Origin of the sequence: Vibrio chemaguriensis (assembly GCF_012275705.1) — a bacterium.
Taxonomy (GTDB): domain Bacteria; phylum Pseudomonadota; class Gammaproteobacteria; order Enterobacterales; family Vibrionaceae; genus Vibrio; species Vibrio diabolicus.
In genome coordinates this window covers 115,140-132,802 of sequence record NZ_SHOE01000006.1, presented here as the reverse complement: position 1 = coordinate 132,802, position 17,663 = coordinate 115,140, and the positions used below count along the sequence as shown (strand labels likewise).

Annotated in this window: 8 protein-coding genes; 4 read left to right on the top strand and 4 right to left on the bottom strand. The window is 47.4% G+C overall.

All coding sequences use genetic code 11. The features are described from left to right. Positions 1-69: 69 nt before the first annotated feature. Entirely contained in the window at positions 70-693 is a 624-nt protein-coding gene (locus tag EX191_RS08020) for a hypothetical protein (protein WP_005395624.1), read from the bottom strand. 325 nt (positions 694-1,018) lie between these two features. Beyond that, positions 1,019-1,339, bottom strand: a complete 321-nt coding sequence (locus EX191_RS08015) for a DOPA 4,5-dioxygenase family protein (protein ID WP_005375836.1) — start codon at positions 1,337-1,339, stop codon at positions 1,019-1,021. Positions 1,340-1,996: 657 nt separating this feature from the next. Between EX191_RS08015 and pdhA the strand changes: the two genes are divergently transcribed. Genes pdhA through EX191_RS08000 form a run of 3 tightly spaced genes read left to right on the top strand, consistent with a single transcriptional unit; the run spans position 1,997 to position 5,212 of the window. After that, a complete protein-coding gene (gene pdhA, locus EX191_RS08010; protein ID WP_167427578.1) occupies positions 1,997-3,091 on the top strand; it encodes a pyruvate dehydrogenase (acetyl-transferring) E1 component subunit alpha in 1,095 nt (364 codons plus the stop codon). Further along, the gene (locus EX191_RS08005) at positions 3,084-4,067 is read left to right on the top strand and encodes an alpha-ketoacid dehydrogenase subunit beta (protein WP_193447514.1); all 984 of its coding nucleotides are present in this window, start codon (positions 3,084-3,086) and stop codon (positions 4,065-4,067) included. Before pdhA ends, EX191_RS08005 begins: the two co-directional genes overlap by 8 nt. Further along, positions 4,064-5,212, top strand: a complete 1,149-nt coding sequence (locus EX191_RS08000) for a dihydrolipoamide acetyltransferase family protein (protein WP_047009272.1) — start codon at positions 4,064-4,066, stop codon at positions 5,210-5,212. Before EX191_RS08005 ends, EX191_RS08000 begins: the two co-directional genes overlap by 4 nt. 66 nt (positions 5,213-5,278) lie before the next feature. On the opposite strand, the gene EX191_RS07995 is transcribed toward EX191_RS08000, so the two are convergent. Next, positions 5,279-6,244 (bottom strand): electron transfer flavoprotein subunit alpha/FixB family protein, encoded by a 966-nt coding sequence (locus EX191_RS07995; RefSeq protein WP_182033540.1) that lies wholly within the window; start codon positions 6,242-6,244, stop codon positions 5,279-5,281. Positions 6,245-6,382: 138 nt separating this feature from the next. Here EX191_RS07995 and EX191_RS07990 point away from each other — a divergent pair, with 138 nt between their 5' ends. Then, entirely contained in the window at positions 6,383-8,044 is a 1,662-nt protein-coding gene (locus EX191_RS07990) for an electron transfer flavoprotein-ubiquinone oxidoreductase (RefSeq protein WP_193447513.1), read from the top strand. Between the two features lie 159 nt (positions 8,045-8,203). Here the strand turns inward: EX191_RS07990 and EX191_RS07985 are convergent, their stop codons facing one another. Continuing rightward, positions 8,204-17,368: a VCBS domain-containing protein gene (locus EX191_RS07985; protein WP_414718287.1), complete on the bottom strand. Its 9,165-nt coding sequence runs from the start codon at positions 17,366-17,368 to the stop codon at positions 8,204-8,206. Between the last annotated feature and the right edge of the window lie 295 nt (positions 17,369-17,663).

The following is a 17,663-nucleotide window of genomic DNA, read 5'->3' as shown; positions in this document are numbered from 1 at the left end:
GCAATGCTAACTTAATGGCATAGGAATTACTATCCTAAAATCGTGTGTAATTTAACGTGGCAAGTCTATCTAAGGTTTATTGCTCTCTTTTTTCATAGATGGCAAAACAACCGCAACCAATAACGCTAATAATAAGAATACAGGAGTAAGCGTTAATCCGTGCCAGATCGAATAACCGTCATGGAACAACCAGAAAATACCAACTGTCAAGAGATACGCAAAGTAACTGCAAAACACTAAGCTAATCGCAACAAAGCGCGTTCGATTGATAATAAGAATCCGCACTAGATACTGACTAAGAATACCAGAACAGTGCATGGCAAGCTGCCAATTGATGATAAAGAAAGCAAGCGCAATAAACCCTGCAACCACTAGTGAATCGTGAGTATTTAAAATAAAGTAGCTACCAAATCGGCTTATGATGATCGGGTAATCCCCTTCATATACTGTTGACCAAGATATCGCATTTGCTGCTGCAATATAATTCGCAAAATAAGCGATGGCGTAAAAAGTCGTTTGAGAACTGAACGGCTGAAATACATCCGTACAATATCCTCGCCATTCTTCTTTGTTGGCTGTAGGTCCAACCCAGTTACGTTTTTGATGAGCGACGCGCTCGGCGAATGCAGGTCCGTTGCGAAACAACAACCAAAATATATACAGTGAAAGTATGACCAAGAGTATCGAAAACATACCCTTCCCCCTCAGAAATTATCGGCTCCACTGCCAATGGCGTTGGGGTCGTAAACTGCACTTCCCTGCTATACCTATTTCATTTATCTGAACTTATTATTTTATTGCTGCCAAAACTTATTTAACGACATGCTAAACAGAAACATGGTCTCACTTGATGTTTAAGCTCAAAAACCTACTTGTAGGTTTAGCACACAAAAACAGGGCCTGCAGAATGGAGAAAAGGAAATCGCGACTTATTAACGAACATGAAAACGCTAACTTGCTACGGTGACCGCGATGAGGGGAGAAGCATTCAAAGCGGTCATACATGCGGGAGGAACAGCTATTTCTCTAGCTTCTCTTCAAATACACCAATCTCTCTACCCAGCCAAATCGCGCGTTCCGTATGATCGAGCAACTCTTCTTCACTCACAGGATGGATAAGCACAGAAAAATCACCTCGAATTGTATCGAGCCAAGCCAAAAACTCTTCACTCAATGACTCTAGATGAATTTCAAACATCGGCATTTTATGTGGGCCAACCAATCTTCCAACCAAAGGAAACACACGCAGCACATCTTGACGCTCTTGACGGATGATCTCGTTCAAGGCTTGCGCTTTATCTTGTTCTCTTAAAGGAAAATAAACATGAGCGTGATACATAATTTCTCCATAATCACTTCGACTTGAGCGCCATCTACTGCTGATAAGCTCAAGGACCGCCGAGGGTATACATTTGTAATGCCGTCACCCTACCTTGATTCCACTCTGTTGGGAAGAAGTTATGTATTCTCATAAGGCCGGAGTTTCGGGCACAACAAAAAATCTCAATACAACACATAACAACTACTTGAGTTGATTCATTAATAATGACTCACTTTGTCAAATTTTACAGCCAAATTTTGTTGCAAATATATTTCATTAACCAGTAATTAAATTCGAGTTTAAAAATGCCACCAACAAAATAACAGCATATTACTCTACCAAATCAAGGTGTAAGCAAAACTTTACTACTGGTCAAAAGTCAAAATGAAGCACAATTTAACAATTTGTTTACACTTATTGTATCTGGCTATACCACGATTTAGTTAGAGGGTTAGATGCAGAAAAAATGTTTCTCTGTGTCTTGCGATGAAATAGCCGCAGCGGTGTTATCGGAAAATAGTTTAAAGGACGTACAGATGCCTACAGCTATAGAAAACACAAGCAACCTTAGGTATGGCCTTTGCGCTGATATCAGAGTTTGAGTACCCATACAAACTCTGGTTTGATATGAACAGCTGCAGTCCAAAAGACACGCAGCGTCAAAAGGAGCTTGAGATGAACGTTCAGGCATTACCCATGCATCGGTTTATCGACCATCATGGGGACCTAGTCGGCCAACTACCCAACTGGGCTGACACTGAAACTTTGGTCGGGTTTTACCGAGACATGGTATTGACTCGCACTTACGACAACAAAGCCGTTGCGTTGCAACGCACCGGCAAGTTAGGGACCTACCCTTCGCACCTAGGTGCTGAAGCCATCGGCATTGCGGTCGGCAGAGCGCTGAAAGCCGATGATGTATTTGTCCCTTATTATCGCGATATGCCTGCAATGTGGTGTCGTGGTATTGGCATGGAGAAGAATCTTCAATACTGGGGCGGTGATGAGCGCGGTAGTGATTTTGCTCCTGAGGGCAGCCCAGTTCCTAGCCGAGATCTTCCATTCTGCGTCCCCATTGCGACGCAATGTACGCACGCTGTCGGGGTGGCTTCCGCATTGAAAATTCAAGGTAACCATGAAGCTGCGCTAGTCATGTGTGGCGATGGCGGTACATCCAAAGGGGATTTTCTAGAGTCAATAAACTGTGCGGGTGCTTGGAATATTCCACTTGTTTTCGTTGTGAATAACAACCAGTGGGCAATTTCAGTGCCGCGTAGCCTTCAATGTGCTGCCGATTTCTTATCAGAAAAAGCGCAAGGCGCTGGTATACCGGGCATTACGGTAGATGGTAACGATGTCGTCGCCGTTTATGATGCAACCAAGACCGCACTTGAGAGAGCGAGAAAAGGGAAAGGCGCAACACTCATCGAAGCGGTCAGTTACCGATTAAGTGACCACACTACTGCCGATGATGCGACTCGTTATCGTAAAGAGGACGATGTTCAAACCGCATGGCAATACGAACCTATAGCACGTCTTAAAACGTATCTCCTTAATCAAGGTGCTTGGAGCGATGAACAAGAGCAACAATGGCTAGAATACTGCAAGGAACAAGTGGAACTGGCAGTTGAACGCTACCTCAGCTTACCGTCACAAGCACCAGAAACTGGGTTCGATTATTTGTATGAATCGCTTCCCCAAGAGCTTCACGCTCAAAGAGATGAACTCATCAACAAAGCAATGCGAATGCAGGGAGGCAAACATGGCTGAGCTAACGTTAGTTGAAGCAGTAAACCTCGCTCTGCACCACGAAATGCAACAAGACCAAAATGTTGTCGTGTTAGGTGAGGACGTAGGTGATAATGGTGGCGTATTCCGTGCCACCGTAGGGCTCAAACAAGAGTTTGGTCTCAAACGAGTGATCGATACGCCCCTCGCTGAAGCGTTAATCGGCGGTGTTGCGGTCGGCATGGCAACGCAAGGATTACGACCTGTCGCCGAATTTCAATTTCAAGGTTTTGTTTTTCCGGCAATGGAGCACTTAATGTGCCACGCGGCACGCATGCGTAACCGAACTCGCGGTCGCCTCACTTGCCCTGCGGTTTTTCGTGCGCCATTTGGTGGCGGTATTCACGCTCCAGAGCACCACTCAGAAAGTGTAGAGGCGCTATTTGCGCACACTGCTGGCTTTAAAGTAGTGATTCCTTCTTCACCTCAACGCGCATACGGCCTGCTTCTCGCCGCGATTCGAAGTAATGATCCTGTCATGTTCTTCGAACCGAAACGCATTTATCGAACCGTAAAATCTGAAGTCGTTGATAATGGCGAAGCACTTCCACTCGACACCTGCTTCACCTTACGTAAGGGGCGAGATATCACGCTTGTTACTTGGGGCGCATGCGTCGTAGAGTCACTTCAAGCCGCACTGACCTTATCTAGTCAAGGAATTGAAGTCGAGGTGATTGATTTGGCGAGCATTAAGCCAATTGATACCGCAACGATTTTCAGCTCACTAGAAAAAACCGGACGTTTACTCGTTGTTCATGAAGCGAGTAAAACTTGTGGTGTGGGCTCTGAGCTTTTAGCTCGAACAGCCGAACACGCCATGTGCTTACTAAAAGCCCCACCTAAACGAGTAACTGGAATGGATACCATTATGCCTTATTACCGTAACGAAGATTATTTCATGGTTCAGGAAGAAGACATTGTGACCGCAGCGCGCGAACTCGTGGAGGATTGGAAATGAAGACGTTTAACTTACCCGATCTCGGCGAAGGCCTTGCTGAATCAGAAATTGTAAAATGGCACGTTAATGTCGGTGACATGGTTAAGTTGGATCAAGTGATCTTAACTGTCGAGACAGCAAAAGCGACGGTCGACGTTCCCGCCCCCTACTCGGGCCGTGTAGTCAGCCGCCATGGGGAAGAAGGTGATATCGTCAATATTGGCGCATTGCTACTCGAAATTGACGAAACTGGCGCAGAGCGCGGGGCTACGGTAGAGAAAAAAGAGACTGCTGACGCCGCGACCGTTGTCGGCAATGTTTCTCATCAAGCGCATCACGTTAACGTCGATGACTTCTGGATTGGAGGCAATCACAACACGACTGAGAGTAATCTAGTTACTGCTCTACCGTCGGCTCGTCTATTGGCACAAAAACTTGGGGTAGATCTTAATCTCGTGTCAGGCAGTGGTCCAAACGGTCTTATCGTTGATGCCGACATTTACGACGAAGCCGGAAAACAGCGTCCGGGCACAGAAGTATTGAAAGGTGCTCGACGCACCATGGTGTCCTCGATGACTGAGTCACACGAGCACGTTGCTGCCGTGACCATTACAGAAGAAGCGTTGCTGGAAGACTGGCTGCCGAACGAAGACATCAGTATCCGCCTGGTTCAAGCGATTGTTCATGCGTGTCAGGAAGAGCCCGCTTTAAATGCTTGGTTTGATGCAGAAACCATGACGCGTTGCGTGCACAATACAGTTAACCTTGGTATTGCTGTAGATAGCCGTCATGGCTTGTACGTACCCGTATTGCGCCACGCAGATGAATACGAGCCACAAGATGTTCGTCGTTGGCTCGATCAAACTGTTGAAGGGATCAGAGAGAGAAAAATCGGTCGAGAGCAATTACAGCACGCGACGATTACGCTTTCCAACTTCGGAGCGATTGCCGGCATTTACGCGACACCTGTCGTCACACCTCCACAAGTCGCTATTGTTGGTGCTGGTCGAATACTCGACCGAGTGGTGATAAGAAATGGTCAAGCAATTTCGGTGAAAGCAATGCCGCTATCCGTAACGTTTGATCATCGCGCTTGTACTGGTGGTGAAGCAGCAAGGTTTACTAAAGTGCTTGCAGAACACCTGCAACGCCCGAGCGAAAAGTAACTGGTAAAAACCAAATGATAAAGGCTTCCATTTCGGAAGCCTTTTGTTTGAGAGAACAGATTATATCTACAGCTTCTCTAGCAACTCCGGCATCACCTCAAATAAATCGCCGACCAACCCATAGTCAGCGATGTCAAAAATAGGCGCATCGGGATCGCTGTTAATTGCGACAATCACCTTTGAGTCTTTCATTCCCGCTAAATGTTGAATAGCACCAGAAATTCCGACGGCAATGTATAATTCAGGTGCAACAATTTTACCAGTTTGCCCGACTTGATGGTCATTAGACACATAACCCGCATCGACCGCCGCTCGGGACGCTCCTACCGCTCCACCTAGCTTGTCAGCCAATTGTTCGACTAAAGCAAACTTCTCTTTACTCCCGAATGCACGACCACCGGATACCACCACTCTAGCCGCTGGCAATTCTGGTCGCTCACTTTCTGGCGTTTGCTGCGAAATAAACTCACTAAGTTTGTTGATAATCACCGTATCGACTTGAGTAACCTTAGGGACAACTGGCGTATCTGACAGCTCTTGGGCATCAAAAGCCGTACTTCGTATGGTCATCACTTTAAAGGGGTCGTTCGACGTGACTCTCGCCAATGCATTCCCGGCATATATTGGACGAATCACCGTATCGATAGACTCGATTGTCATCACGTCCGAAAGTTGCCCTACATCGAGTAACGCCGCCACGCGAGGCATCACATTCTTACCAAATGTACTGGCAGGAGAAAGAATGTGTGAGTAATTTTTGGCTACTTGTGAGATCAAAGGCGCAATGTTTTCCGCTAACCCATGCTCGTATTCCTTCGCGTCAACCCAGATAATTTCTGCAACGCCCTTAACACACTTCAACTCATCCAAAACCGATTGGCACTGATAACCAATAAGCAATACAGACACAGGAAGCGATTTATCACCATCCTTGATATCAAATGCCGCTTTAATTGCACACAGCGTCCCTACAGCCAACGATTGGTTGTCATGTTCCGCAATGGCAAGTGTTGCTAATGGTCGGTCATCCATGGTCATGCCTCGTATAACACGTCAGATCCATTACTTGAGCTTAGTTCACTTCACGTTAACGTCAACTGAGCTATAGTTTTCTGTATAGAAACCAAAAACCTGTCACGCAGATGACGATAATAGAAAGGAAGCATAGAGATGGAACGAGAATGCATGGAGTTTGATGTCGTGATCGTGGGAGCCGGACCTGCGGGCTTAAGTGCCGCTTGTCGCCTAGCTCAACTCAACCAAGATAGTGAAGGTGACGCACTTTCAATTTGCGTTGTAGAAAAAGGCTCAGAAGTGGGCGCACATATTTTATCTGGCGCTGTTTTTGAAACCAATGCCTTGGATGAACTTTTCCCCGATTGGAAAGAAATGGATGCCCCGCTATCAGCCTCAGTTCAGCAAGACCATTTCCTTTATCTTACTACTGAGCAAAACCATATTCGCGTCCCTCATTTCCTTACGCCACGTCCAATGATAAATGGCGAAAATAATTATGTAATTAGCCTTGCCAACCTTTGCCGTTGGCTCGCTAACCAAGCAGAAAGTCTTGGGGTGGAAGTTTTTCCTGGCTTTGCCGCTGCAAACATCAATTATGATCAGAGTGGCGCCGTGACAGGCATTAATACGAGCGATATGGGACTAGATAAGAACGGCCAAGCCAAATCTAACTTTGAGCCAGGTATCGAGCTAAAGGCAAAATACACCCTTTTTGCTGAAGGTTGTCGCGGACATCTGGGTAAAGAACTTATTCAAAGGTTCGACCTAGACGCAGGCAAGCAACCTCAGCACTACGCGCTTGGCCTAAAAGAGATATGGGAATTACCCACTGACAGCAAGGATGTATCTGGCAGTGTTATCCACTCCGCTGGATGGCCTTTGAGCGAGACAAATACCACTGGCGGCGGTTTTCTATATCACATGGAGAACAACCAAATCGCGGTCGGTTTGATCGTAGATTTAAACTACAGCAACCCTTACTTAAGCCCGTTTGACGAGTTTCAACGCTTTAAGCATCATCCAGCTATCGAGCAGCACCTAAAAGGTGCCCAACGTATCGCATATGGTGCAAGAGCCATTGCAAAAGGTGGGCTTTCTTCCCTGCCGAAACAGCAATTCCCCGGCGGTTTATTGATTGGTTGTGATGCAGGAACTTTGAATGTCGCTAAAATTAAAGGCAGCCACACAGCCATGAAGTCCGGAATCATTGCAGCAGAAGCAGTACATACTGCCCTACAAACTGGGGCTTCTGAGCCAGACTACCAGTCATTGTTTGAATCATCATGGTTGTATGACGAGCTCGCCGAAACACGTAACTTTGGTGCGAACATCCACAAGTTTGGCAGCATACTGGGCGGTGCACTTTCGACCTTTGAGCATAACCTATGGCAACCACTGGTTAAGAAGCCGTTACCTTGGACTGTCAAGGACTATTCGTACGATCACGAACAGTTAAAACCTAAACAAGAGTGCCAACCAATTACATACCCAAAACCAGATGGTGAAATCAGTTTTGATAAGCCTTCGTCGGTATTTTTGTCGGGAACACAGCACGAAGAGAATCAACCTTGTCACCTTGTTCTGACTTATCCTCACATTCCAATTGATGTGAATTTGGGTATGTATGACGAGCCGAGCCAGCGCTATTGCCCTGCGGGGGTTTACGAAGTGGTGGAAGTTGAGAGTAAGTTGAAGTTTCAGATAAATGCCGCCAACTGCGTGCATTGCAAAACCTGTGACATCAAAGATCCTTCACAGAACATCACATGGAAAGCGCCAGAAGGTGGTGGCGGACCAAGCTATCAAAACATGTAATCAAAGAACCACTTAAAGTGCAGAAGCAGTGCATTTCTACTGCTAATTTTTAAAATGGTTAAGCAAAAAGTCGGTAGCTAACAACAGCAGAAAAGAAAAACAGCACCTGATGATTCAATCAGGTGCTGTTTACTAAAATAACTTTATCTTCAGGTAATATTAATCCACGCTAAAAACTTGGTGATGGAACAGCTGATCAACGATTTCATGAGATGTCGCTGACGACCCTAGCTCCAACCCTGATAAATCAAAGTTCTCTAATGCCACGGACATTGTGTTGCTGCCTTCTCCAGTAATCGTCAAATTCAGAGTATCTAGGGCACTATCGTAGTCTGCACTTACGTGTTCCAACAAGTTATCCATATCCGTTGTGTCGTCACCGACAAACTCAAGAATGTCACTCAAATCCAACTTGTCTTCATCCAGCCTAAAGTCTTTAATCACATCTCTTGATGGCGTCATGTCCAGTGATTCTTGAGTAAAGGTGAAGGTGTCAAGACCCTCTCCACCTGTCAAGATGTCACTGCCTAGGCCTCCCATCAGGATATCGTTTCCAAGCCCACCAACCAGAATGTCATCGCCTGCGCCACCATTCAACGTATCTTCACCTGCTTGACCTAGCAAAATATCAATGCTTTCGCCACCAGTGATGCTATTCGCAAACTCATCTCCCACCGACGCATGGCGCTCAGTTTGCACAATATCGGTGCCAGAATCGTTCAATGTAAGTGTAAAGACGTTTTCACTTATGCCACCTTTACCATCAGACACTTTAAACAAGAAATGCAAATCCGCCTGCTGGTCTCCCTGTAGAGTAAGCTCATCGCTTTGAGTAAAGCTATAACTGCCATTGGATGACACTTCCAAAGTGCCGAACGCTGTCTGGATATGAAGCTGACCATCTACGTCACTGGATGAAGAAACTAACGGCTGATTTACAGTTACACCGTGCAGATCTGCGCCCAGCAGAGTGAAATCGCCTTCTGCGAAAGAAACGGTCATGCTATCACCATCAGCGTCCTGGCTTCCCGCCAGTAACTCACCGGCAATTGGATCGGGAGAGAACTGGTTTAGGTACTGCCCCAAGTCTTCACCTGAGTCGATAAACACCACTTTGTCGCTAAGCTCATCTAGAGCCTCTGCGGCTTTGACATTATCAGAGAGAGCAATACCAATCCCATATACCTTGGCGTCATGAGTCTGTTTGTAATCCTCCCAGCGCTCGTCTAGATCAGGAGAAGTAACAGCGCCCTCGCTAGGGTTGGGTTCGCCATCTGAGATAAAGAATATGGTGTCCTTACTCTCTGACGGTTTTTCTGGACCGAAATAGTCCCAACCATCCTGCCAAGGGTAAACGGCATTACTTGCCTCACCAGGCTCCATTACAGCCTCTAAAGCTTTATCGTAATCCGTATTGGTACCGTATTCTACGTCACACCAGTTGCGCACATATTCTGACACTTCATTTTGGAAACTTAAATCGTTTGGATCACGGCCATTCATCTCTGGTGGGCGTGTCATCAACTCAACTTCACTCAAGGTCAGCCAGCTATGTGTGGATGTATCACCGTCGAAACGTACCAGACGGATATAGGTGTTTGATTCTCCTCCATCGGCAATCATGTTTTCAACCATGGAATGTAACGCTGCTGCTGCTTTGTAAGCTCTCGATTCAGTTTTCGGTGCGGTTGCCTCACGCCCCACGGTATTCTCACCGTCAAAGGTACGGGTCATGCTGTTCGAGTGGTCGAACACTACCGTCACTTTATTGATCGGTAAGTCTTCCATCTGAGCAAAGCCCTGAACTGGAGATGAGGTTGGGGCATGGTTCTCAGTGACATTCAGGATAACCTGAGTTGTATCGGTATCAACACCATCGCTTGCAGACACTTCCAACTGATACGTTTGCTGAGTCGAGTGATCCAGTTTTACACCATCTTTCAGCCAAATCTCACCGCTATTCGAGTCAACACGGAATAGATCAGCATCACCACCACTCAATTCATACTTTATGGTGTCACTGCCATCCGGATCAAACGCTTCCACCTGGCCGACTAATACCCCAACTTCTTGCTCAGCGACGTCAAAGCTTGCTGTATCTTCTGTTGGCATACCGTTGGCATCGGTGCCATGGGTTTGGTCTGTATCACCGACACTGATGAATTCTGGTGCGCGATCTCGGATATCAATGGTAACTTCGCTATTTGTAGTATCACCGTCAGCATCGATAACCGTAACGTCAAGCTTCTCTTGTTGATGACCTACAACATTGCTCGCTTGATAGTCGTAGTGACCATTTTCAAAGTTAATGGTCAGCTTGCCGTGGTTGGTATCAATTTGCGCCAGAGAATGATCCGATATTTTCGTGCCATCGCTGGTAATGACATCACCGTCTATATTGTTGTAGTAATATATCTCGCCATCGATAGTGATGTGATCTACCCACTGAGCATCACCGCCATTGTCATCCAGAAGGTCACCTTGCAACTGGCCTGAGACCGTTTTGCTAAGCAAATCCCCAATCTGAGAATCATCTACAACGACAATAGCACTGCCTTTATCTGTCGCGATCGACTCCAGGTGTTCCAGAGACGCACCATTACCGATACCGACAGACCAGATATTTTCAACATCCTGACCGCTACTGCTGATGCCATTTTCCATCGCATTTTGCAGAATGATGCCCTCTTCTTCAGAAGTAGGCTGAACCCGACCATTCACTATGTCCTGATAACGCTGTTCACTTTCAAAATCATCTGATGTTGACCACTTAATCAAGTTTTCACGGGTTTGAATTTCTCCCACGTTCGTTTGATTTGTCCAATAGGTAAAATCGGAAGGTCGACCATCTGAGATAAAGTAAAGCTGGGTATCGGTATTACTAAGCAATGCATCATCTTCTGGATCACTAAGTATTTCATTTATTTGGTCAACGGCCTGGTTATATGGCGTCGATGCATATGGATGTATACCAGAGATAAAGGAATCAATGGCCTCGGCAGAATCTAGCCACTCAGAAATCTGGCCAGATGGTTGTCCGCTGTAAGTTGCAATTCTAAAACTTACTGGACCCAAATCTTGGTATTGCTCAAACATTGACTTAATAGAGTCTTGAGCAAGTTGCCAGCGAGTAACATATTGTCCGTCTGCATCTGTTACCCAGTCGAGCATTGATTCTGACGCATCAAGTGCAATCACAACACTATTACTTTGTGAATCAACATCATTTATTTCGTAGTGAGCTGAAGACGATGACGGTAATGAATCCGTCACATTCAGATGCAAGGTGGCACTCTCAGACTGACCTCCGGCATCCACCTCGACGCTAGCGCGGATATCCAGCATGTCCGCCCCCTGCTCCGCATGATCAAGAGGCATATGTTGATCAACTGTGAAATGACCCGTTTTGCTATCTATGTTGGCTTGAACCACTTTGATGCGGTCGGCACCTGTTCCAGTATAACCAGTTAGAGTGCTCTGATCTGCACTCACTTCAAACACAACCTCTTTACCATCACTGGTGAAACCACCTAGGTTTTGATCGGCGTTGAAGTGATATTCAGCCTCCGTTGCAGAACCGAGGTTTGCGATAAAGTTGCCTTCAGCATGTACGCCAGTATCCGTATCAACTTGAGATTCATCCAATGCTGCGTGTGCATCACTGAGCGACATAGGCTCACCCATCACACTAACGGTAACTTCTGCTTTATCAGTCAGACCGTCGTCATCACGGATGGTGTATTCGAAGGTATAATCTTTCACTTCACCCGTTTTCAGGGTTTGTTGATCAGCTGGCAGTGACTCTAGGTACTTGGCCGCATCAAAGACCAACTTACCATCTTGCAGACTAAGGAAACTTTCTGATGGATAGTCGATAATAGTCAGAGCGTCACCATCTGGGTCGCTATCATTCGCTAGAACATCCAGCTCTAAAGTGCCTGAGCCGTTGGTCTGGTAAGCGTCATCAAAGGTCGTCATGTCCGCTGATACCTGAGTAATAAAGTACTCTGAGCCTTTAGGATCAATGACACCGTCTTTATAGCTGGTAGTAGACATCTCAATACTATCGAAGAAACGCCCATCTGCATTGATGTTGACTACTTGATTACCACCACGGGTACCTTCAAACACACCTGTCGCAACCAAGTCACCTTTGTAGTAAGCCTTCCAAACACCGCGCTCAATACCAGGCTCCCAGCTACCGTTCGAAGTGTCTGTCCATAGGTTTTTCACTTCAACTTCAGCATGATCGGCAACCTGACCATTAGCGAAGGAGAAGCGCATTGCTTCACTTTGTCCAGTTGCATCATCATATCGAATCTGACCATCTTGAACCCGGTCTGAGCCGCTGTCTAGCGCAGAACTAACGCCATATTTGTGGTCGCCGTCACCAACATAATCAGCTTTCGATGCATCAGAAACCTTGTTTCCAGATCGAGTATCAATCACATAATAATCAACTGTGATATCAGTGCTATCATCCCAGTTGCTCTGGTCAAGTGTCTTGGTTGTTTTTTCAATGCCCTTATCATCTTCAGCAATAGGGGCTTCATTAATATCGCGAACCAACACTTCGACCTGAGCGGTGTCTTTACCGCCAAACTGGTCACGAGCTTCCACTTCTAGCTGGTAGTTATCGATAGATTCATGGTCCAGATTTGCGCCATTTTTGACACTGATCTCACCAGTAAGACTGTTGATTTCAAACAGTTCGCTATGACCGTTTAAGTGATACGTTATCTGACTGTCCTGATCGACATCGAATGCATTTACTTTTCCAATTACACCCGATTGACTGTTTTCATCAACGCTAAACTGGTAACTATCGATGTCGGTTTTACCTTGAGCATCCAGACCAAAGTTGTCATTACTCCCACTAACAAATTCAGGAGCATCATTAGTGCCCGTAATATCAATCACGATCTTTTGTTGGGTGCCATCGGTCGCCGTGAGAGTGATGATGTCTTGCACCTGGTCACCCTCGTCCAACTGTTGAACCTGGCTTTGATCCAGCGTATACGTCCACTTTCCATCCGCCAATACTAGCTCACCGTAGGTGCCCGTAACGGTAGTGTTGCTGAACACTGGCTCATCGCCATTATCAACATCAGAGATAGTGATGGTGCCTGTTGCGGTCGCGACATCACCGAGGTTGCCTTCGCTCACCTTGCCAGTAAACGTACCGTCAACAATAGGCGTGTCTTCGGTGCCCGTAATATCAATCACGATCTTTTGTTGGGTGCCATCGGTCGCCGTGAGAGTGATGGTGTCTTGCACCTGCTCCCCCTCGTCCAACTGCTGAACCTGGCTTTGGTCCAGCGTATACGTCCACTTCCCGTCCACCAATGCTAGCTCACCATAGGTGCCCGTAACGGTGGTGTTTGCAAAAATCGGATCGTCGCCGTTATCAACATCAGAGATCGCAATGGTACCTGCTGCGGTCACCACATCACCGAGATTGCCTTCGGTCACCTTACCCGTGAATGTGCCCGTCACGACTGGCGCGTCTTCAGTGCCCGTAATATCAATCACGATGTTTTGTTGGGTGCCATCGGTCGCCGTCAGGGTGATGGTATCTTGCACCTGCTCCCCCTCGACCAGCTGTTGAACCGGGCTTTGGTCCAGCGTATACGTCCACTTTCCATCCACCAATACTAGCTCACCGTAGGTGCCCGTAACGGTGGTGTTTGCAAAAATCGGATCGTCACCATTATCAACATCAGAGATGGTAATGGTGCCTGTTGCGGTCGCGACATCACCGAGATTGCCTTCAGTCACCTTACCGGTGAACGTGCCCGTCACGACTGGCGCGTCTTCGGTGCCCGTAATATCAATCACGATGCTTTGTTGGGTGCCATCGGTTGCCGTCAGGGTGATGGTGTCTTGCACCTGGTCACCCTCGTCCAGCTGTTGAACCTGGCTTTGGTCCAGCGTATACGTCCACTTCCCGTCCACCAATGCTAGCTCACCATAGGTGCCCGTAACGGTGGTGTTTGCAAAAATCGGATCGTCGCCGTTATCAACATCAGAGATCGCAATGGTACCTGCTGCGGTCACCACATCACCGAGATTGCCTTCGGTCACCTTACCCGTGAATGTGCCCGTCACGACTGGCGCGTCTTCAGTGCCCGTAATATCAATCACGATGTTTTGTTGGGTGCCATCGGTCGCCGTCAGGGTGATGGTATCTTGCACCTGCTCCCCCTCGACCAGCTGTTGAACCGGGCTTTGGTCCAGCGTATACGTCCACTTTCCATCCACCAATACTAGCTCACCGTAGGTGCCCGTAACGGTGGTGTTTGCAAAAATCGGATCGTCACCATTATCAACATCAGAGATGGTAATGGTGCCTGTTGCGGTCGCGACATCACCGAGATTGCCTTCAGTCACCTTACCGGTGAACGTGCCCGTCACGACTGGCGCGTCTTCGGTGCCCGTAATATCAATCACGATGCTTTGTTGGGTGCCATCGGTTGCCGTCAGGGTGATGGTGTCTTGCACCTGGTCACCCTCGTCCAGCTGTTGAACCTGGCTTTGGTCCAGCGTATACGTCCACTTCCCGTCCACCAATGCTAGCTCACCATAGGTGCCCGTAACGGTGGTGTTTGCAAAAATCGGATCGTCGCCGTTATCAACATCAGAGATCGCAATGGTACCTGCTGCGGTCACCACATCACCGAGATTGCCTTCGGTCACCTTACCCGTGAATGTGCCCGTCACGACTGGCGCGTCTTCAGTGCCCGTAATATCAATCACGATGTTTTGTTGGGTGCCATCGGTCGCCGTCAGGGTGATGGTATCTTGCACCTGCTCCCCCTCGACCAGCTGTTGAACCGGGCTTTGGTCCAGCGTATACGTCCACTTTCCATCCACCAATACTAGCTCACCGTAGGTGCCCGTAACGGTGGTGTTTGCAAAAATCGGATCGTCACCATTATCAACATCAGAGATGGTAATGGTGCCTGTTGCGGTCGCGACATCACCGAGATTGCCTTCAGTCACCTTACCGGTGAACGTGCCCGTCACGACTGGCGCGTCTTCGGTGCCCGTAATATCAATCACGATGCTTTGTTGGGTGCCATCGGTTGCCGTCAGGGTGATGGTGTCTTGCACCTGGTCACCCTCGTCCAGCTGTTGAACCTGGCTTTGGTCCAGCGTATACGTCCACTTCCCGTCCACCAATGCTAGCTCACCATAGGTGCCCGTAACGGTGGTGTTTGCAAAAATCGGATCGTCGCCGTTATCAACATCAGAGATCGCAATGGTACCTGCTGCGGTCACAACATCACCGAGATTGCCTTCGGTCACCTTACCCGTGAATGTGCCCGTCACGACTGGCGCGTCTTCAGTGCCCGTAATATCAATCACGATGTTTTGTTGGGTGCCATCGGTTGCCGTCAGGGTGATGGTGTCTTGTACCTGATCACCCTCGTCCAGCTGTTGAACCGGGCTTTGGTCCAGCGTATACGTCCACTGACCATCCACCAATACCAACTCACCGTAAGTACCCGTAACTGTGGTGTTTGCAAAAATCGGATCGTCGCCATTATCAACATCAGAGATCGCAATGGTACCTGTTGCGGTCACAACATCACCGAGATTGCCTTCAGTCACCTTACCGGTGAACGTGCCCGTCACGACTGGCGCGTCTTCGGTGCCCGTAATATCAATCACGATCTTTTGTTGGGTGCCATCGGTCGCCGTGAGAGTGATGGTGTCTTGCACCTGCTCACCCTCGTCCAACTGCTGAACCTGGCTTTGGTCCAGCGTATACGTCCACTTTCCATCCACCAATACCAACTCACCGTAGGTGCCTGTAACGGTAATGTTGCTGAACTCTGGCTCATCGCCATTATCAACATCAGTAATAGCAATGGTGCCTGTTGCGGTCGCGACATCACCGAGATTGCCTTCAGTCACCTTACCGGTGAACGTGCCCGTCACGACTGGCGCGTCTTCGGTGCCCGTAATATCAATCACGATGTTTTGTTGGGTGCCATCGGTCGCCGTGAGAGTGATGGTATCTTGCACCTGATCACCCTCGTCCAGCTGTTGAACCTGGCTTTGGTCCAGCGTATACGTCCACTTCCCATCCACCAATACCAACTCACCATAGGTGCCCGTAAAGGTGGTGTTTGCAAAAACCGGATCGTCGCCATTATCAACATCAGAAATAGTAATGGTACCTGTTGCGGTCGCGACATCACCGAGATTGCCTTCAGTCACCTTACCGGTGAACGTGCCCGTCACGACTGACGCGTCTTCGGTGCCCGTAATATCAATCACGATGTTTTGTTGGGTGCCATCGGTTGCCGTCAGGGTGATGGTGTCTTTTACCTGATCACCCTCGTCCAGCTGTTGAACCTGGCTTTGGTCCAGCGTATACGTCCACTGACCATCCACCAATACCAACTCACCGTAGGTGCCCGTAACGTTGGTGTTTGCAAAAATCGGATCGTCACCATTATCGACATCAGTAATAGCAATGGTGCCTGTTGCGGTCGCGACATCACCGAGATTGCCTTCAGTCACCTTGCCCGTGAACGTGCCCGTCACGACTGGCGCATCTTCAGTGCCCGTAATAGAGATCACAACTTCATGCTCAGTGCCATCTACAGATAAAACGGTAATACTTCTGATGATTGGGTCACTGTCATGATCCAAAGCCTGCACTTCTTCGTGCTCATTATTCAGCTGATAATTCCAGTTACCGAAAGCATCAATTGAGAAGACGCCCCAATAACTATCTTGAACCTCACTCTGTGATTGGAATAACGCTTCACCTGTATTTGGATCAGTAACACTGAGGTTGCCAGAAGTTCCAAGCGTCACGTCTTCTTGAACGGCACCTCTATCTTCACCATCAATCAACGCTTCAGTTTCACCAAGCTCTGAGGTTGTGAATCGAGAAATATTAAATAGCGTTGTACTTTGCTCTGTCGTCACGCCGGCGGTTTCAAAAAAAGTACTTGCTAGTACTTCTGCCCCCGTTCGTTCAACAGTACCAGAGGCCGTCAAACTTGAACCCGTAATTTCACCAGCTTCAGTAGCATATTCATCACCTAGTTGACTCGGGTCTTGTCCTTTTTCGATGGCCTCTAATATTTTCGCAAGCTTGTCGGTAGAATCAGTTTGAGCTTCACCTTCTGTGTCAGCAATATATACATGCTGAGGTTGGATCTTCCCCTCTACTAATTCAACGACCACTTCTCCCGGTAACAAGTTTTCTTTAGACGCAAAAGCTTTAATTTGACCATCTAGGCCGATTACAACATAGGTTTGTGCGGTTAATTTTGATGGTCCAACCAAGAGCTTATACCTCATTTAGTAAATACAAAAATCTCAAAGTCCATAAAACTAAGAAAGTAATAAGACTTATTTTCAAGAAGCGATATACACAATTGGGCGTAAGCTAGCATCAATTAACCCACCTAAAACACGCAATTATCCTATCAATAATTTTCATGTTTTAAATTTGTTTTATTTTGCACCGTAAAAACATATGTTATGCGACCTATTTTTAATATTCTTTAAACTTGTCATTAAATTTTCATTGAAATAGCAGCTTACATTCCAAAAAAGCAAGCAAAGGGAAACGTTTGCCTTGGGTAACATTAGT